The sequence below is a fragment of the Arcicella sp. genome (assembly GCF_964672035.1).
In genome coordinates this window covers 29,958-49,649 of record NZ_CBABQS010000010.1, presented here as the reverse complement: position 1 = coordinate 49,649, position 19,692 = coordinate 29,958, and the positions used below count along the sequence as shown (strand labels likewise).

Below are 19,692 nucleotides of genomic sequence, written 5' to 3'. Positions count from 1 at the left end.
TTAATTTCTATTAAAATTTCATTTCAAGAATCTCTCCTTCAATGATTAATTTCCCTTCGGTAGCCTTTTTTACATCCTCAACGGTAATGCCTGGGGCAGTTTCCAATAATTTAAAACCACCTTCGGGCAGCACTTCTAAAACTGCCAATTCGGTTACGATTTTCTTTACGCAGTTGATGCCCGTTATGGGTAAAGTGCAGGTTGTAAGCAACTTAGACTTGCCATCTTTGCTGACGTGCTGCATTGCGACGATAATATTTTTGGCAGATGCGACCAAATCCATTGCTCCACCCATACCTTTTACCATTTTGTTCGGGATTTTCCAATTGGCAATATCCCCGTTTTCGGAAACTTCCATGGCTCCCAAAATAGTCAAATCCACGTGTTCACCCCTAATCATCGCAAAACTTTCCGCAGAACTAAACAGGGATGAACCAGCTTGCATGGTTACGGTTTGTTTGCCTGCATTTATCAAATCAGCATCCACATTTTCTTCGGTTGGAAATGCTCCGATTCCCAATAAACCATTTTCGGATTGGAGGACAACATTGATGGTTTCGGGGATGTAATTGGCAACCAATGTAGGAATACCGATACCTAAGTTTACGTAGATTCCGTCTCTTAATTCTTGCGAAATACGTTTGGCAATACCAAATTTTGTCAGGCCTTTTCCATTTTCAAAATATTGATTATCAGACAATTCTGCATTTTTCTGCAAACTGACTGTTCTTTGCTCAATCCGTTTTTCGTAATTTTTTCCTTCAAAAATTCGCTGTACATAAATTCCAGAAACATGAATTTCATTGGGGTCGAGTTCTCCAATGGCGACTAATTCTTCAACTTCGGCAATGCAAATTTTACCTGCCGCTGCCATCATCGGATTAAAGTTTCGAGCCGTTCCCTTGAATACCAAATTGCCAGAAGGATCACCTTTCCATGCTTTTATGATGGAAAAATCAGCTTTGAGCCAGCTTTCTAATAAGTATTTTTTGCCATTAAATTCTCTTATCTCTTTGCCTTCTGCCACTTCCGTTCCGATGCCTGCGGGTGTGAAAAATGCAGGAATTCCCGCTCCACCCGCCCGAATACGTTCGGCGAGGGTGCCTTGTGGGATTAATTCAACTTCTAATTCACCCGATAATAGTTGGCGTTCAAATTCTTTATTTTCACCCACGTAAGACGAAATCATTTTTTTGACTTGACGAGTTTTTAACATCAAACCAATGCCAAAATCGTCCACGCCCGCATTGTTAGAAATACAAGTGAGGTTTTTAATACCGCTTTCAATCAAAGCGGCAATCGAATTTTCGGGAATTCCGCAAAGCCCAAAGCCTCCCAACATAAGAATTGCTCCATCTGGAATATCGGCTACTGCACCTTTTGCATCTTTTACTACTTTATTTATCATGTTTTTTGGAGAGATTTTTGGAAATTATTGTTTCCCAAATATAGCTTTTATTAACGCAATTCCCTTGGCTGAACGATATTTTGACTGGAGTAATTGAGTATAAAATGCAGATGCTAAATCACTTTTATGGATGGCTTCAGAAAATACCATTCAATCGTTTTATTGAATTTTAGCGGCTTCTTTTGTCGCTAAAAATGAGGATAAAAAAGCTACCACGCATCCAACAACTGCAGCCAACAAAACAGCGTTGTTTTTACTAATGGTGAAATTTTCAGTAAAAATTTGTAGAATTATTATCCATAAAATCACAGCAACTACAAAAGCCAATCCTATTATTACTCCTGATTTGAGACTTGGTAAAAACCATTGTACTTGAGGATTGATGGCTAAATTAATTTCTCTGCTTTTTCGTTTTTTAGTGAGCAGAAAAAAGGTAATGACGGTTGTCATCATGATCGAAAAGAAAACGGCAGGAAGTAAAATCGAAAATAGATTGGGCGTTTCGCCTTCCGAATTGACAAAATTATCTTTCAAAAGCACGACATAAGTAATTAATCCATTAATCGGAATGTTGACGATGCCTGAAATGATAGCATTTTCTTTCGTGAATTTTTTCATTTTTAAATAATTGTTTTGGGAGATTTTACCTTTTGAAATGCTGCACAAGAGGTGGGTTTTCAAAAAATGGGCCGATTAAAGCACGCCATTGCGTAAAGAGTTCGGAGTTTCTGAATCCTTCGGTGTGGTCTTGCAAAGTATCCCACTCAATAAATAGTACGTACCGATTTTCTACTTCGATGCAGTGTTGAACCTCAATACTTTGAAATCCTTTTGCTTGACTTATTACTGCCTTTGCTTGGGATAAATTCAATTCAAATTCGGCATTTTGCCCCTTTTTAATATCAATGGTTGCGAGTTCTAAAATCATTTTAGTTTTAAATTAAAGTAAAAGCCTTCCACCATCAACCGAGATAATTGAACCCGTGGTAAAGGTTAAATGCGTTGCCAAAGCCAAGACCGTATTGGCCACATCTTCTGCACTTGCCAAACGTCCCAAAGGCGTTTTATCAATTTGTATTTGTAAATATGCGGGGTCAATATTTTGGGTATAATCGCCCAAAACCCAACCTGGCGAAACCGAAACGACTCGTATTTTAGGCGCTAATGCCCTTGCCAAAGAACGAGTAATACTGTCAACTGCGGCTTTTGAAGCACAATAGGCAACATTACTACCGATTCCAGAAATGGCGGCAACTGATGAAATATTAACGACAAGAGAATTTTGAGTATTTTCAAGTAATGGTTTCATCGCCCGAATCATGGCAAAAGTTCCTCGTACATTAGTTTGAAAAATTTTATCAATCCATTCATCCGTCAGTCCATCCAAATCATCGTGTTTCACGGGCGTAGTGATGCCTGCATTATTGACCAAAACATCTAATTTTTCGTATTTCTCCGCAACAAATTCCGTTAATGCTTTCAGCTTCTCGGGATTTGTGGTTGGGGCTTGAAAAATAGCATGATTCCCTTCGGGTAAAGAAGCCAATAATTTTTCAGCTTTTGTTCTATCCGAATTGTAGGTAATAATCACGCAGTAGCCCGATTCGGCAAATTTTCTACAAATTGCCGAACCAATGCCCCCCGCTCCTCCTGTTATTAAAGCTGTTCTCATTATTTTTTATATCTTCTCACTCTCAAATCTGCTTGCTCTTGATGACCCGCAAAGTTTTCGATGGCACATAATCTCGAACAATATTCACCAATCATGGCACTGGCTTCATCGGTTTTTATTTCTTGATAGGTACAAGTTTTCAAGAATTTACCAACCCATAAACCACCCGTGTAGCGAGACGCTTCTTTGGTTGGCAAGGTATGATTTGTTCCAATTACTTTATCACCAAAAGCAACGTTGGTTCTTGCACCTAAGAATAATCCACCGTAATTGGTCATTTTCTCCAAAAATTCTCTTGGGTTTTCCGTCATTACTTGCACGTGTTCGCTGGCAATTCTATCGGCTTCCGAAATTAATTCTTCTACGGTATCTACCAAAATCACCTGACCGTAATCACGCCAAGAAACACTGGCAATATCCTCCGTTGGCAATACTTTTAATTGCTTTTGAATTTCATCTTCAAGACCCAAAGCGATTGATTTACTGGTTGTTAATAAAATAGTTGGTGAAGTGGGTCCATGTTCGGCTTGTCCCAAAAGGTCGGTTGCGCACATTTCAACATCGCAAGTATCGTCCGCAATAACCAACGTTTCAGTGGGTCCAGCGAATAAATCAATCCCCACTTTTCCGAATAATTGACGTTTGGCTTCTGCCACATACGCATTTCCCGGCCCAACCAACATATCCACCGATTTCACGGTTTCAGTTCCCAAAGCCATCATCGCAATTGCTTGAACACCGCCTAATAAATACATCTCATCGGCACCCGCCAAGTACATTGCCGCAATGGTTGCCTTCGGAATTTCTCCGTTAATGGGTGGCGTGCAGGCAATTACCCGCTTTACGCCCGCCACTTTTGCCGTCAAAACACTCATGTGAGCGGATGCAACCATTGGATAACGACCACCTGGCACGTAACAACCAACTGAATTTACGGGTATATTTTTATGCCCTAAAAATACACCTGGCAAAGTTTCAACTTCTACATCTTTGATGGATTCACGTTGAATTTTGGCAAAATTTCGGATTTGTGTTTGCGCAAATTTTATATCGTCAATTACCTGTTGCGGTAAGCTTGCGATAATTGCTTCGGCTTCTTCCGAAGATACTCTAAAACTTTCGGGCGACCATTTATCTAATTTTGTCGAATATTGACGGACTGCTTTGTCACCATTTTGGGTAACATTGTCCAACATCTCTTCTACCAAAGCCCGTACTTTCAAATCGGCTTCTTTGCTTTCGGCATAAGTAATGCCTTTTTTTATTTGAGTAATCATTTTTAATTCTATTTTTTCTAACAATGTACAATTCAACCAAATTATTATTGATTCTTTGGCGGGTAATTATCTTCAACATCCAGCTGATTTTATGTTGAAAGCATTTTTAATTATAAGCTTTCCCATTTTTCATGATTTTGAAATTCTTTCATAAAATTATGGTTAATGCCATAATTTGCGTTAATTTGTGTAGTTAACTATATAAATTAACGTTAATTTTGTTGTTATGATAAATCGAATACTTTTTTCTGAAATTAAAAGCAAGTTGCTTGACAGCACCAAAATTGTTGTTTTGTATGGAGCAAGGCAGGTTGGTAAAACAACCTTAGTCCAAGAAATTATAAAAGATTTAGACCTAAAATCTTTGTCAATAAATGCTGATGAACAAAAATATATTGACGTTTTTTCGCAATGTGATTTGAATAAAATGCTTTTAGTGGTTGAAGGTTATGATCTTCTTTTTATTGACGAAGCCCAACGAATAACTGACATTGGGATTAATCTAAAAATTTTACACGATGCCAAACCGAACCTGAAAATTATCGTTACTGGGTCTTCATCTTTTGAATTAGCCAATAAAACCAAAGAAGCCCTCACTGGTCGTACTTGGATTTTTACACTTTATCCAATTTCTATTTCTGAACTTAGACAAACACATAACTTATTTGAAATCAATGACTTGCTTGAACAAATATTACTTTATGGGTTGTATCCAGATGTTATCAACTTACCTAATCAGCAAGATAAAATTAGATTTTTGATTGAATTAACTAATGCTTATCTATACAAAGATGTATTTGAATTATCCACCATTAAATACCCTGAGAAATTAAAAAAACTTTTACAACTATTGGCTTTTCAAGCAGGCTCAGAGGTTTCTCTGAATGAAATTGCCAACAGTTTAGACATCAATAGAGTTACCGTAGAAAGCTATATTGATTTATTAGAAAAGGCTTTTGTAATTTTTCGTCTTTCGGGTTTTAGTCGAAACTTACGCAAGGAAATCAGTAAAATGGATAAAATTTATTTCTATGATTTGGGCGTTCGTAATGCCTTGATTAATAATTTTAATTCAATTGATATTCGTAATGATAATGGGGCATTATGGGAAAATTTCTTAGTAATTGAACGATTAAAAAATAATCATTATCAAAATCGTTTTGCTCAATCATACTTTTGGCGAACTTATACAGGTGCCGAATTAGATTACATTGAGGAACAAAACGGTCAAATCAGTGGCTTTGAATTTAAGTTCACTAAAAAAGTAATTAAGGCTCCTAAATCGTGGCAAGAAAATTATCCAACTGCCACTTTTGATTGTATAAATCGCTCGAACTATTGGGATTTTATACTTTAAATCTGTGCATTTATAAATCCTTATGGCTTTTGATTATCTTCTGATATTCATAAAAACTCTGCTTGGGTGTACGCTCTTGGGTGGCAAAATCCACATAAATCAAACCTAAACGTTTGGTATAACCCGAAACCCATTCAAAATTATCCCAACCACTCCAAACGATATATCCGTGTAAATTTGCTCCTTCTTTTTTGGCTTTCAACGCCCAATCAATGTGGCGTTTTAGGTAATCTGCTCGCAAAGGGTCATTGATTTTATTGTCCACTTTTACATCTTCTCCCTTAAAATTCGCCCCGTTTTCTGTGATGATTACACTTGGATTTCCGTATTCATTCTTTAAACGCATCAAAATTTTATAGAGATATTCTGGTTTCACGGGGCCAACACTTGATTTTACCGAATCGGCATCGGGATTATTGTCGAGCCATTTTAAAGACATCGCCGTATCTTCTCCCTTCACAACGGCAGGAGCATAAAAGTTAATCCCCAAGAAATCAGGCTTTTGCGAACCTATAAATGCCATATCTGGTTTACTCGGCTGAAAACTTGGATTGTACTTTGCCAAAGAATCCAAAGCCATTTTAGGGTATTTCCCTTTGTAAAGTGGACTTAAAAATAGGTCGTTTATCAACACTTCTTGAAATTCTGCTGCTTTTTGGTCAGCTGTACTTTTTTCATCCCAAGCTGCGGCAGGATTCAAATTGAGTACAATACCAATTTCGCCTTTCAGTTTTAAATCATGGTGGTATTTTATCACCTTCGCATTTGCCATCAATTGACGGTGAGCTTTTTGCATTTGACTCATGTAATATTCCTTCGCAGGTAATTGATTATTCTGGGCATTAATCATATTCTCGACCAAAAAGAATTCAATGTAAGGCTCGTTAAAAGTGATAAACTTTTTTACTTTTTTTCCGTAGCGATCAATCACAAGTTTTACATAATTAATATACCAATTTTCCATTTCAGGATTGCCCCATCCGCCTTTTTTCAATAATACCGCAGGATAATCGAAATGGTAAATAGTGACCAAAGGCTCAATGCCAGCCGCTAATAAATCATCAATTAAAACATCGTAATGTTTCAAGGCAACTTCATTCGGTTTACCCGTTCCATCTGGAATAATTCGGCTCCAATCCAGTGAAAAACGGTAGGCATTTACGCCCAATTCTTTCATTAACTGAATATCTTTGAGGTATTGAGTTCGGTCATACATATTGATTGATACATTTCCCGTTTGTTTTTCACCGATTGTAAATTGCGTGATACCCACATTATTGGTCAAAAAATCCCATTTTGATTCTCCTTTGCCATCGGTTTGATAGGCTCCTTCAACTTGATAGGCGGCGGTGGCAACTCCCCAAAGAAATGGAACTTTCGTTGTGGCAACATCCGTTGGGGCAACATCCGTTGGGGACGCTTTTTTCTGAGCTGTTGTTATTTCTGCCCAAAAGAATAGCGTTAAGAAATATATTAATCGTTTCATGATGTTTGATATATATTTAGGGAAATTGTAAAAATTAACATATCGCATTTGACTTGGCTTAACTTCCCGAAAGTTTAAAACTTTCGGGAAGTTCACCAACGAATAACTGGTACTTTTAAATTTATAATTTCCTTTATGATAAAACAGTTGTGAAATTGATAACTGCCTTACCAAAAAATTAATTAATCTTAAAATTTATAACTTGCCGTCAAAAAATACGCTCTTGGCATTGACCCCTGAGTGGCAAAAATAGCATTAGGGTTTGCCGCAATATAATCTTTCGTAAATCCTTGACGATTTAATGCCGCTGGAAACCCTCCTGGGCCAGACCAACCCAATACGCCATACGTATTCAATACATTATTAATATTTCCCTGTAAGCGTAATTTATTTGAAAACTCGTAACCCAAACTTAGATCTGCTTGCCCGAATGCTGGTAGTTTAAACGCATTTGGAATATTGGCTTGTCGGTCGCCCATGTAGGTATAATTTAGGGAGGTATTAAATTTACCAGTAACATAACTTGGCGTGATTCCAAACATCAATTGAGCATTATTGTCAGTTTCATTTCCTGAAAAATCTTGCAAAACATCCGATGCTAAACCTTTGCCACTCGAAATCCAAGTCTTGTAACTATCCACTTTTGAGCTTTGTACTGTTGCATGACCACGAACACTGAATTTTTGGGTGAAGGCATAACTTCCTTCTAATTCAACTCCGTAAGTAGTATATTTTGCGTATTGGATTGGAGGGTTATATGAATTACCATTGGCATCTAAAAACCCAAATTGTAGGTTGGCAACATTACTTAAATTACTGTAAAAAGGCGTAATATTTAACGACATATTGCTTTTCTTGATCTTCAAAGCGGCTTCTAATTGTTGGATATTCTGAGCGTCTGTATTCAGGCTATTAATCAAGTCTTGTGTAGTTGCCGAAAAGAAATTAGAAATTTCTGGGGCTTTATTACCGTTTGAATAACGAATGTAAACCGCCATTTCTTCCTTAATCCGATAGTTTAAACCTGCTGAATAAGAGAAAGTTTTCATCGTTCTGTCAAAAGCAAGCGGCGTTCCTACTGAACCACCTCCATTGTCATAAACCGTTAAAGGGTTGCCGTCTGTACCGCCCCAAGCTTGATTGTTTTCGTTGATATTTCTGGTAACGGGCGTATTTGAACCAGCAATATTTGTGGTTTCATAACGAATTCCCCAATCTAAGTTCAGAGCTGGCGTAATTGACCAGTTATGTCCCAAAAACAAAGCAAGTTGATTTTTTGTAGCGTTTGAAGTCGTGATTCCGCCTCTTCCCAAATCCATAAATCCGTTAGGGTCAGTGATTTGATACGTTTTTCCGTCTAAGCCTTGAAGTTTAATATCTACTAAGTGTGGTTGGTCTTGCAGTGTACCTACGCCCACACCCGAATCTTCCTGTCCACCTATTCTATTCACTTTTGAATTAGCATAAAATCCACCAAAATTAAAACTCATTTTTTCTAACTTTTTAGAGAAAGAGAATTGATCCATAAATTCGTTGATACTATTATCTTGATAGAATAAAGGCAAAAAGAAAAGAGAATTTTTCTGAATATTTGCCCCTGGGAAGTTATTGGTTGCCCCTGGGATAAACTTAAAGCCCGCAAAGTTTCCGTTGATGATGTTCGGTACGAAAGTCATTGTGCCTAATGAAGATCCCGTTACTTTATCGGTAAAACTATAAGTACCTAATTTACCCGTTTGTAATAAGTGAGGCAACGCATAGAAAACAATTCCGTCTGTTGCAAATGGCGTAACAACGGCAGGAGCGTTGCCCGTTACATTTTTAGCAGAATATTTTCCATCATTCTTGAATGTCCACCCTGTGCCTAAATCTTGTGTCCAATTTATACCAAAAGTTTTATCACGGTTATAATATTTATCTTTCGAATTGAAAGTGGTGGTTCCTGTATTGTTGATGGGAATTTGCATTGAGAACGCTGGCAAATTATAAGAATCTGTTGTCGAAAGCCCCGATAAAGTTTGTGGGTTATTCCAACCTTGGCTCGGGATAAATTCAGCTTGAGCGTTATGGTCATCCAACACTTTTGCATAAATTTTCACAGAACCAGAAGCATAGTTTTTAACAATATTTGCTTTGAGTTGTCCGCCATTATTACTGGCATAACCTGGATATCTTGCACCGTCTGAGACTCTATAAAAACCGCCAATGTTGTAAGTTACTGAACCGTCCTTACTCAAAGGGCCACCAAAATTGAGGTCAGTTCTGTAAAATGGATTTCTACCATTACCTTCTAAGCCAAATTTTACTCTTGCTTCCCCTTGGAAGGTACGTCCGCCTGTCTTAGAGACATAGTTAAAAATACCACCGGGGGCATTCGCTCCTAAAATGGAAGCAGTTCCGCCCCTTACTGCCTCTAAACGTTCCGTTGTGATATCGGCTCTCAAATAATTATCCGTTCCATAATTTACATTCATCAACGGTAAACCATCTTCTTGCATAGATACATAATAATACCCCGATGCGTTATCAATTGAGTTGGCTGAAATACCTCTTGAATAAACGGTATTGGCAATTTCACCACGGGCATTATTAACATAAACCCCCGGTATATTTCTCAGTAAATCCGCCGCCGATGTCGGAGCTAAAAGGCTCATTTGCTTGGCGTTGAGGGTGGAAATGGCAACCGAAGATTCCATTTTGGTACGTTTGTCAAAAACCCCCGTTACGATTACTTCATCTAAACCGTTAACGTCTTCATCAAGCGAAATATTTAAACTACCTGATTGCGGTACACTTACCGTAAATTCTTTGTTGGTATATCCGATAAAAGATACTTCCAATTTATAACTTCCTGTGGCTACATTTTCAAGGGAAAACACGCCATTTTTATCGGTTGAAGCCCCTTTATTTGAGCCTTTAATAATAACAGAAGCACCTGTTAATGATTCTCCTTTAGCATCAACTATTTTACCCGAAATTTTGCCGCCACTCTGGGCAAAAAGCGAGATACTTATAAAAGTCAGACACAAAACTGACCAAATTTTTTGGGTTAGTATTCTTTTCATCCTTGCTTGAATTTTGTTTTTGTAATATTTCAATAATAAACATTGCAAAATTGATATTTTTCAAGCAGTAAATGTGAATCAAAAACAAGCCAATACTATTCATAATCAATACAACGCTAAATACTCTTTGGGCGTTAATCCAGTTTGACTTTTGAAGAATCGGGCGAAATTACTGGGAGTTTGATCGCAAAGCTTTACGGCGATTTCAGCAATTTGTAAGTTTGAGAATTTCAAAAGCGTTTTTGCTTCCAAAATGAGCATTTCATTCAACAAATCCTGAGCGGTTCGATTGACACTATTTTTAACGCATTTGTTAAGATAATTGGGAGAAATATTCAACATCTGTGCGTATTCAGAAATACTCTGCTTTTGATAAATATGGAGGGATAAGGCATTTTTAAACTGTTCGGTAACTTGTGAAAAAGCATTTTTTGTATTTTTCTTGCCCATTTTCAAATCTTTTTTGATTTCTTCAAAAAGGGATAAAAGATACATTGCCACCAAATTGATGTCGGTTTCACGTTCTTCTTCATACAAAAAAAGTATTCGTTCCAGAATTGGCTCGATATAGCTTTGCGTTTCTTCGGTTAAAGAAATAACAGGATTTGATTGAATCTGGAAAAAAGAATAGTTATCATTCAGAAAGTTTTTGGGCAAAAAATGAAATATTTTTTCATCAAAATGGATATAAAAACCTTCGGTATCTTCGTCCATCATTTCGTGTTGCGTAATCTGAAAGGCGGGTAAAAAGAAAAGTTCGGATTCTTTGAAAGAATATTTATTTAGCCCTTTGCTCCGTTTGGAACTGCCTTTTTTAAGATAGATAAAATCATGAACCGTTTTTCTGTGCGGGGGTAAAGGAAAGGTGAGGTGCTGAACATAACTCTCAATCCGATTGATGTGATAATACTGATGTTTAGTCTGCGAAATTGTAGGCTGCCAGTGAATACTTTTATAATGAAACTCATCCAAATCGGCTGGTTTGAGAACGGGGATTTTTTCTTGTTTGTCCACTGTTTTGTATATTTAATTTGAACCAAATTTAATATACTTATGCTTCGTATTTTCAAAATCTTCCGATAATCTTTGGGAAGTCCATCGGAAGATAAGATGTGTTTGAATTTACTATTTGTACATCGATTTCTGTACTGCCATATTTTGCTACTCCTTCACCAAAATCCTAACAACACCCATCAAACCCGAAGGCAATAACGGAGAATTGGCATTATAAAAAGGCATGGTAGTATAAGCAATTTTAGTTTTTACATCAGGTTGTTCGTCACCAATTAAGCGATTTACCCAGAGATTAGTCACTTTTATTTCTAACGTATTTTCTCCGACTTTCAAGCCATCTTTCAAATTCACTTTAAAAGGCTGTTTCCAAACAATACCTTGAGATTTTCCATTTAAAATTATTTCGGCAATATTCTGAACTGCTCCTAAATCAAGCACAAAATTACCTTTTTCAACGAGAGTGTTGAAGGTAGTTTTGTAAGTTGCAGTTCCAGAAAAATATTTGATGCCATTATCCGAATTTTCAGTCCAAGATTTTAATTCGTTGAACGTTGCCGAAGCGGGCGCTCCCCGTTTTTCTTGAAATGATACTTGCCAAACATTACTAATTTTTAAAATTTCCCGCTCCGTTGATTTTTTCTGAGTGAATTGATTGGTTGTCGTTTTCTCTTTAAAAACGACAAAAAACGCATCCAAAGCCTCTAAATGAAGTGGTACGATGGTACGACCATTTTCAATTTTGTAAGAAAGTTTTTTTGTTTCTCCCGTTTGCGGGTTCCACAATTCGGCTACTTTACCGGTAATTCTGAAACTTGCTTCCAACTCTTCAACGCTATTTTTGCGATTATTCACCCAATAAATATCTTGGTCCGCTAATTTTCGATGCACAAAAAGCAATTGATTCTCAGCAATTGAAGAATTGATTATTTTAAAATCCTCTTCAATTTTCTGTCCTTTCAACACGTCAAGCAGAGAATTATTAGTTGAAACATTTTTGTAACTTCCATCCCAAACTTCCTTGATAATGGCTTTAAATTCATTGGCATTATCGGCTAAACTTGGTGAAAATTCAGGTTTAATTCCCGTTATTACCGCCCCAGCTCTTACCAAATCTCTCAGTTTTTTCAAGACATTCAACGACATTTTCTTAGCATTTTCATCTAAGATTAACACCCGATATTGCATTCCACTTGGCGTTTCAAATTTACCATTAACGAAGGTCAAAATGTTGATTAAAGCATCGGCATTGATAAAATCGTAACTAAATCCTGCGGGGATTTCGGGCAATTTTTTACCGAAAAGTGATGTGATATTATTGTCTTCACCATAATAATAAAGAATATCGGCCGCATATTTTCCTTGCTGTAACATAAAAGAACTACGGCTTAAATAATCCGTCCATACTTTGGCTTGTTCTCCCCATGTTTCGTGGCGATTAAACCATTGTCCAAAAGGTCCAAGTCCTAAACCTGGTGATTTTTCGTCGGAAGGTTGATGAACGGAAGTATGAATTACAAAACGATTGAGTCCACACGCTAACTCCAAATCAACCGTTGATTTTAGATTTTCGGGAGAATAAGACCACGCCATTCCGCCAATTCCGAAAGCAGTTAGCGATTCGGCAGCCACTAAATTTTGACCATAAATATGAGCAACCGAAGCTGATTCTCTAATGTCTGACTGATATTTTAATTGGCTAAAACCATTCACTGCATTTGGTGTCCACATGGCAGCCATCGGAACGGCAGCGGTGCGTTTTACCTCCATTCCATCCGCAATCATTACACGCCCATCCTCATGCGACTCTGAATATCGTTTCATGCCCCTTTTTTTCAATAATTTCGTCAATTGGTCGTAGTGATATTCTGTAACCATTTCGCCCAAAGTCTTGCGATAATCCCAAAGAAATTTATCACTTGCCTCGGAACTTTTCACGATATGACCCGTCAAAACTGGCATCCAAGGCGTTAGAGCGTATCCACGACGTTTTTCAAACTCTTGTTTCATGTTATTCGTCCAGTTCTGTACACCCGCTTCCCAACTATCCGTAACCATAAATTGCAGCCCACCTTTGTCGCCCATCAATCCGCCCGTGGCATCTTTATATTGGTCGAGGTAAGTTTCAAAATAGTTTTTAATCGCCGTTGGATTCAATTTATCTACCTCAAAACCAGTAGCTTCGGGAGAAGCAGGATGATTTTCTTTCCCCGTTAACGAATAACCAAAACGAATAATTTTCCAATTTCCCGCTGGTGTAATCCAGTTTAGAGTTCCATTTGCTTTGAAATTAGCCGTCAAATCAATTACTTCATTTATCGATATTGCATCCGTAGTTTCGGGAGTTGGCGTGTTATACGAGTTGTTTGAAATGGCGTAGGCCGCTTTTTCCTCGAAACGATTAATGCGAGTAGCAGGATGCAAAACCAATTCAGCAATATCGGTGCCTAAGGGGGCTTCTGGAGCTTCTCCTTTTCCACCGCCAATCATGGCACCCAAATCAGGAATTGCAGGAGGATTTTTAAAAGTTACTCTGAAAAAACGAGCGGTTGTGGCAGGAATTGCAATGGTTTGTTGCAACAAATTTCCCGCAGGGATAAAGCACACTTTTTTGAAATTCATGCCATCATCACTCACTTCAAGGCTTCGATTATCTTGTAATTCTCCAAATAAACCAAAAGGCCCTCTATCACCACCACCCATGATGGTCACGGCTTTAATGGTTGTTGGTTTTTCAAAAGTATATTGAATCCAAGCATAACCATTTTGGGTATCAGCAGGCAATAAATTAGTTTTTGAAAGAACGCCATCGGTTAATTGGGTCAATTCAAAACTGCCCCCACTCGATGAAATAATTGGGTTTAAATCGCTCAATAAAACCTCTGAATTTGGTAATTTATAAGCAATTACTGAAATATCTTGGTAATATTCGGGCAAAATGATAGCTTGACTTGCCCCTAATTCTGGTTGCAGACCCGTATCTTGAAATTTACCCGTTGTTATGGGTGGTTTTGGCAGATTACCCGTAAAAGTTTGTCCACCTTTTACGTTGGTTTCACTCCAAACAATTTTCTTCATGGCATCGGCAGGTTTTACCCAAGGCCCACCGCTTTCGCTCCATCCTGGGGAACCCGCAATCGCCATTTCCAAGCCTAATTTATGGGCTAAATTAGTCGTAAATTTAAAGGCATCTTTCCATTCGGGAGTCATATAAATCAGGCGTTTATCAATAATTTGTGGGGTTGCCAAAGCAGCATCAAAATTTTGAAAACCGCCAATACCAACCCTATTCATCCATTCGAGGTCTTTTTGGATGCCATCTTTACTAATATTTCCATTCATCCAATGCCACCAAACACGGGGTTTTGCGGCATTGGGTGGCGTTTGAAAACTTTGTTGTAAGTTCGTTTGGGCTTGACTCAGTATGGCATTTAATAAAAGTCCAAAAACGAGATATTTAGGTTGAAATTTCATTCTTATGAGATTGTTTTTAACTAATGATTACGGAATCTATTTCCAAAAAATCTTCGACATTATTTGCCCAGAAATTTTGCAGAAAATGAATATGACTCGGGTGATTTGAATAAATATCGTATTGTTCTTGGTTGTCAAATTCCATTGAAATACCGTATTCAAATTTGTTTTTTGTACTAATTTGCTTCAAAACCTCAAATTTTTGAACATCGGGTATCGTTGAAAGGGTATCAACCGCATCAAAAAATGCTTGTTTATCTTCGGCAGTAATTTGGCTTTTAAGTTTTAGAATTACGGAGTGTCGTATCATTATTTTATTGTTTTATAGTTCTGAATTAAGCGTTGATTTAACGCTTATACTCGTAAAAATATCAGCGGTAATTAATCGAACCGTCCTGTACTTTCCTTGTTTTTTAGGCACCTATTTTTTTGTAATATTTCATTAAAAAACATTACAAAATTACGATATACATAGCCATAAAAAGCAAATCAAAATCAATCCAATGCTATTCAGAATCAACTAATTTTACGCTTTAAATTACAATTATCAGTTTTGTAGGCTACAGGTAAATATTGCCGAGAGGAATAAATTATTGAGACACAAAAATAAATTTTTGACCATGTTAAAAACTTCTGTCAAAAATGTGGTGGAGTTAGTCAAGAAATTACAGGCGAAAAAGCAAAAAGGCTTCGTTGCAAAACGAAGCCTTTTATGAAATTTAAACTATTTCAATCCCAACAATCTGATGGCATTTTCCTTCAAAATCAGCGGTTTTACTTCTTCTTTAAAACCAGCCGATTCAAAATCTTTTAACCATCTTTCGGGTGTAATTAAAGGGAAATCCGTTCCAAATAAGATTCTTGTTTTAAGCTGCGTATTAGCATACTGAACTAATTGGGCCGGAAAATATTTGGGTGACCAACCGCTTAAATCAATATATACATTGGGTTTGTGCATCGCTACCGAAAGGGCTTCGTCTTGCCATGGCCAACTTGGATGAGCAATAATAATTGGGCAATCTGGAAAATCAATCGCCACATCATCCAAGTGCATTGGGTTTGAATATTCTAATCGTAAACCGCCACCGCCACGCACACCCGAGCCGAACCCTGAATGTCCCGAATGAAAAAGCATTGGCAATTTATACTCCGCAATGACTTCGTAAAGATGATACGCCATTTTATCATAAGGATAAAAACCTTGTACCGTTGGATGAAATTTAAAACCTTTTACGCCATAATTTTCGATTAAATCACGAGCTTCTCTCGCTCCCATTCGCCCTTTGTGTGGGTCAATGCTCGCAAAAGCAATCATCACGTCGTCATTTTTCAAAGCACATTCTGCCACCTCAATATTAGGAATCCGTTTTTTGCCCACTTCATGCTCCGAATCTATCGTAAACATCACCAAAGCCATATTGATATCTCGATAAAAATCGGCGGTTTCCTGCATTGTTGGGCGTTTATCCGATTTGAAATATTTGGCAAAAGCCACATCAAATTCTGGACGAAAATCATCGTGCGGTTGGCAACATGACACTTCAGCGTGCGTATGAACGTCAATGGCGGTAATTTTTTCAATATTAATCATAATCTTAAATTATTTTATTCAACAAATCCAGCTTTTGATTTCACCCCTGTTTTTACCCAATTTCTCAATTCATCAAAAGCTTTTCCAGTCTGGCTTAGAGTGAAATTGCAATGCCCTTGTCCGTTGGTATATTTTACCGTGAAAAATTGCTCTTTTGCTTGTTGACGAACCATGTTTTCAAAATTTACTACGCCATACATTGGCGGAATTAATTGGTCGTAAATGGTGTGCATCAACACAACGGGTTTATTGATATTTCCATTGCGTTCATATTTGCCAAAAAGTACATTAGCATCCTTCGTTGCAGGCAAACGTTCTGCTTTTTTATTTACTTCCAAATCATTCGGGAAGCCCGAATAAAGCGTATTTGTATTATCAAATGGATTTCCTTTTGCCTTTTGTGCAATGTCCCGTAAAACGTTTTCATTGAAAAATAAAGACATCGGTAAATCGTCAATTTTTAAATCAAAACGTTTGGCAAATGCCAAGGCAAGCAATGAATCTTTGGTAAAAATTGCCACTTTGATTTCCTTCGCTCTGCCAAACATTTTCCTTGAATCTTGGGCTTGATAAGGCTTTGATAAATCGAAAATTTCTGAAAGCGGTTTTACAACTCCTGGAAATAATCCATTGAAAGTGGCATAAATATCAAACTCCTTGCGGCATTGCAAATATGGACGACTCGATAACGGACACATTGGCAAAGCACCAACATAATTTTTATCAAAATTCTCCATGGTTGCCAAAGAAATTCCCCCACCCATCGAATGCCCAACCATAAAAGTTGAATCAGGTTTGCCGTATTTTTTGAAAAAATAGTCTCTTAAACCTTCCGTATCATCAACGCCTTGTGCAAGGGCAAAACCTTGAAATTGATAGTCAGAAGCGGCCACGGCAAATCCTCGCTCTAAAAATGGGGACATTCTTCTGATAAAATCGGGATTTTTACTTTGGCGTGGACTGCCCATAAACTCGTAGCCGTGAGCGTACATCACTAATTTCCCTTTCCAATTTTCGGGAAAAAGAATACGGTAATTTGTGCCATTTATTGCCCCTGTATCTATTTTAGCTACATTTTGAGCAAAAATTGAAAGACTAAAAAAGCATAAGATTAAGGTCTTTTTCATAGTAATATTTATTATATTAAATATTCAATTTATTTTGTGAAACATTTTCAATCGCTTTTTGATAGGGTTTTAAGGCAGCATACAAACACACAAATCCAAGAATTCCAGCAATTAAATACATTAATGACAGGGAATCTTTAATCGCTTTTTCGTCATGAAAAACGAAATCGGTAAACAAAGCAACCATCGTTGGCCCCATGCCTAAACCAATGATATTGAGGATGAATAGAAAGATGGAAGATGCCAAAGCACGAACTTGATTAGGCATAATTTCCTGCAAAGCCGCCGTGGCCGCACCCATTGGTGAAGACATAAAAAAACTTGGAATACCAAAACAGAGCAAGGCTATCTGTGGATTTGAAATTTGTGGAATAATGCTTGAAATTATCGCACCAAATGTTGCAATTACACCTACCCAAATTTTACCATTGACAACCCCTTTTTTGCACAAATAATCACCAAGCCATCCACCAAATAATACGCCCAAAATCGAAAAAGTTACTAAAACCATTCCAAAACCAACGCCTGCCTGTGGAACTGTCCAATCAAAGGTGCGTACAAAATAAGTAGGTATCCAAGCGTTGCCACCGTAGCTCACCATAGCAGTGAAAGCAATGCCAATGCTGATTAGAAGATAGGCTTTTTTATGCGTAAAAATAATTTTGATAGCCTCGGAAATTGAAAGTTGAGCAACTTCCGTTCCTTTCATTAATACGTCTTTTCGGACAGGCTCTTTCAAGGTAAACATTAGCAAAGCAATCAAAAGACCAGGTAAACCAATGTAAATAAAGATGATTTGCCAAGGATAGACCGTGCCAAGAATGGGTAAATCAATCATGCCCGAAGTAGGAAGTTTTGAGATTATTCCTGCCCCAACTACCAAGGCCAAACCCGAACCCAAAAAAATGCCCAACGTGAAAACACTCATGGCAGTTGCTAATTTGTTTTTTGGAAAACTATCGGCAATCATTGAATAAGCCGAAGGAGAAAGTGTGCCTTCGCCAACGCCTACACCCATACGCACCAAGAAAAACTGCCCGTAAGTTTTGATTCCACCGCATAAAGTAGTCATTAAACTCCATACGGTTATTCCCACCATAATTATATTTCGACGACTATATTTATCGGCAAGTCTTCCAATTATCATTCCAAAAATGGTATAAAATAGGGCAAAACTAATTCCCATTAATAAACTCATTTGTGTATCCGACAAATCTAAATCTCGCTTGATTGGCCCTACCAAAAGGCTTAAAATTTGCCGATCAATGAACGAAGAAATATTGGCGAGCATGAGTACAAATACGACGTACCAAGCGTATCGAGTTGTTGGTTTTGAATTCATGGGCTTATTGTTGTGGTTTAGTTTTTTTTCTTTATTTCGCAGCCATTCGGATAGCGCCATCCAAGCGAATTACCTCGCCATTAAGCATCTGATTTTCAATGATATGCTTCGCTAAATTAGCGTATTCAAATGGCTGTCCTAATCTCGAAGGAAAAGGAACTTGTTGTCCCAAAGAAATTCTGGCTTCTTCTGGTAAACCCGCCAAAAGCGGTGTTTCAAACAAACCTGGGGCAATTGTCATGACTCGGATTCCCATTTTTGCCAACTCACGAGCGATGGGTAATGTCATCGCCACAATTCCACCTTTTGAAGCCGAATACGCCGCTTGACCAATTTGTCCGTCAAAAGCGGCTACCGATGCCGTTGAAATTAATATGCCTCTTTCACCACTTTCCGAAGGTTCGTTGTTTTGTAAAACTTCCGTAACCAGACGAATTACATTAAATGAGCCAATTAAATTAACGGTTATTGTCTTCGTAAAACTTGCCAAAGAATGAGCGCTATTTCTACCCACTACTCTTTCGGCGGGTCCAATTCCTGCACAATTTATGGCCCCATTCAATCCGCCAAAAGTGCTCTGTACTACTGAAATGGCATTTTTTACGCTGTCTTCGTTACTCACATCCGTTTGAACGAATCGTGATTTTGCGCCTAATTTTGCTTCAGCTTCTTGCCCAGCCAATGCGTTAATATCCAGTAAAACGGCATTCCCGCCATTGTCAATAATCATTCGAGCGGTTGCCAAACCTAAGCCCGAAGCACCGCCCGTTACGATGAATGTTTTGTTTTGTATGTCCATTTTATACGTTTAATTGTTGGTAGTGGCGTATCGCATACGCCCAGTTATTCGGATTCGGGCGTATGCGATACGTCCCTACAATT

The 19,692-nt window shown here is 37.8% G+C and carries 15 protein-coding genes and 1 pseudogene; 1 reads left to right on the top strand and 15 read right to left on the bottom strand.

The genetic code is table 11. From position 1 onward, the window contains the following. Nucleotides 1–10 precede the first annotated feature (10 nt). The 6 genes and pseudogenes from AC1W31_RS04585 to hisD form a co-directional block, all read right to left on the bottom strand. On the bottom strand, nucleotides 11–700 hold the full coding sequence (locus AC1W31_RS04585; RefSeq protein WP_481733260.1) for a 3-oxoacid CoA-transferase subunit B: 690 nt from the start codon (nucleotides 698–700) through the stop codon (nucleotides 11–13). A gap of 21 nt (nucleotides 701–721) precedes the next feature. Beyond that, nucleotides 722–1,408: pseudogene (locus AC1W31_RS04580) on the bottom strand (CoA transferase subunit A); the annotation flags it as partial. 159 nt (nucleotides 1,409–1,567) lie between these two features. Beyond that, nucleotides 1,568–2,026, bottom strand: coding sequence for a hypothetical protein (locus tag AC1W31_RS04575; protein WP_481733229.1), 459 nt, complete (start codon nucleotides 2,024–2,026; stop codon nucleotides 1,568–1,570). Between the two features lie 25 nt (nucleotides 2,027–2,051). Next, complete coding sequence (locus AC1W31_RS04570) at nucleotides 2,052–2,336, bottom strand: antibiotic biosynthesis monooxygenase family protein (RefSeq protein WP_481733228.1); 285 nt, start codon at nucleotides 2,334–2,336, stop codon at nucleotides 2,052–2,054. 12 nt (nucleotides 2,337–2,348) lie between these two features. Continuing rightward, complete coding sequence (locus tag AC1W31_RS04565; protein ID WP_481733227.1) at nucleotides 2,349–3,080, bottom strand: SDR family NAD(P)-dependent oxidoreductase; 732 nt, start codon at nucleotides 3,078–3,080, stop codon at nucleotides 2,349–2,351. After that, complete coding sequence (hisD, locus tag AC1W31_RS04560; protein ID WP_481733226.1) at nucleotides 3,080–4,357, bottom strand: histidinol dehydrogenase; 1,278 nt, start codon at nucleotides 4,355–4,357, stop codon at nucleotides 3,080–3,082. Before hisD ends, AC1W31_RS04565 begins: the two co-directional genes overlap by 1 nt. 226 nt (nucleotides 4,358–4,583) lie before the next feature. Here hisD and AC1W31_RS04555 point away from each other — a divergent pair, with 226 nt between their 5' ends. Beyond that, nucleotides 4,584–5,714 (top strand): ATP-binding protein, encoded by a 1,131-nt coding sequence (locus AC1W31_RS04555; RefSeq protein WP_481733225.1) that lies wholly within the window; start codon nucleotides 4,584–4,586, stop codon nucleotides 5,712–5,714. 10 nt (nucleotides 5,715–5,724) lie between these two features. On the opposite strand, the gene AC1W31_RS04550 is transcribed toward AC1W31_RS04555, so the two are convergent. The 9 genes from AC1W31_RS04550 to AC1W31_RS04510 all read right to left on the bottom strand — a co-directional run bounded on the left by AC1W31_RS04550 (nucleotide 5,725) and on the right by AC1W31_RS04510 (nucleotide 19,609). Continuing rightward, nucleotides 5,725–7,200 (bottom strand): glycoside hydrolase family 1 protein, encoded by a 1,476-nt coding sequence (locus tag AC1W31_RS04550; RefSeq protein ID WP_481733224.1) that lies wholly within the window; start codon nucleotides 7,198–7,200, stop codon nucleotides 5,725–5,727. Between the two features lie 188 nt (nucleotides 7,201–7,388). Further along, nucleotides 7,389–10,265 carry a TonB-dependent receptor gene (locus AC1W31_RS04545; RefSeq protein ID WP_481733223.1) on the bottom strand — a complete coding sequence of 959 codons (2,877 nt, stop codon included), beginning with the start codon at nucleotides 10,263–10,265 and terminating at the stop codon, nucleotides 7,389–7,391. 105 nt (nucleotides 10,266–10,370) lie between these two features. Next, a complete protein-coding gene (locus AC1W31_RS04540) occupies nucleotides 10,371–11,279 on the bottom strand; it encodes a helix-turn-helix domain-containing protein (RefSeq protein ID WP_481733222.1) in 909 nt (302 codons plus the stop codon). A gap of 147 nt (nucleotides 11,280–11,426) precedes the next feature. Then, nucleotides 11,427–14,750, bottom strand: coding sequence for a glycosyl hydrolase (locus tag AC1W31_RS04535; protein ID WP_481733221.1), 3,324 nt, complete (start codon nucleotides 14,748–14,750; stop codon nucleotides 11,427–11,429). A 16-nt stretch (nucleotides 14,751–14,766) separates the two neighbouring features. After that, complete coding sequence (locus AC1W31_RS04530) at nucleotides 14,767–15,060, bottom strand: Dabb family protein (RefSeq protein ID WP_481733220.1); 294 nt, start codon at nucleotides 15,058–15,060, stop codon at nucleotides 14,767–14,769. Between the two features lie 414 nt (nucleotides 15,061–15,474). Then, nucleotides 15,475–16,341 carry an amidohydrolase family protein gene (locus AC1W31_RS04525; protein ID WP_481733219.1) on the bottom strand — a complete coding sequence of 289 codons (867 nt, stop codon included), beginning with the start codon at nucleotides 16,339–16,341 and terminating at the stop codon, nucleotides 15,475–15,477. 14 nt (nucleotides 16,342–16,355) lie between these two features. Continuing rightward, entirely contained in the window at nucleotides 16,356–17,468 is a 1,113-nt protein-coding gene (locus AC1W31_RS04520) for an alpha/beta hydrolase family protein (RefSeq protein WP_481733218.1), read from the bottom strand. A 16-nt stretch (nucleotides 17,469–17,484) separates the two neighbouring features. Further along, nucleotides 17,485–18,810 (bottom strand): spinster family MFS transporter, encoded by a 1,326-nt coding sequence (locus tag AC1W31_RS04515; protein ID WP_481733217.1) that lies wholly within the window; start codon nucleotides 18,808–18,810, stop codon nucleotides 17,485–17,487. Nucleotides 18,811–18,841: 31 nt separating this feature from the next. Continuing rightward, entirely contained in the window at nucleotides 18,842–19,609 is a 768-nt protein-coding gene (locus AC1W31_RS04510) for a 3-hydroxyacyl-CoA dehydrogenase (protein ID WP_481733216.1), read from the bottom strand. Nucleotides 19,610–19,692 lie beyond the last annotated feature (83 nt).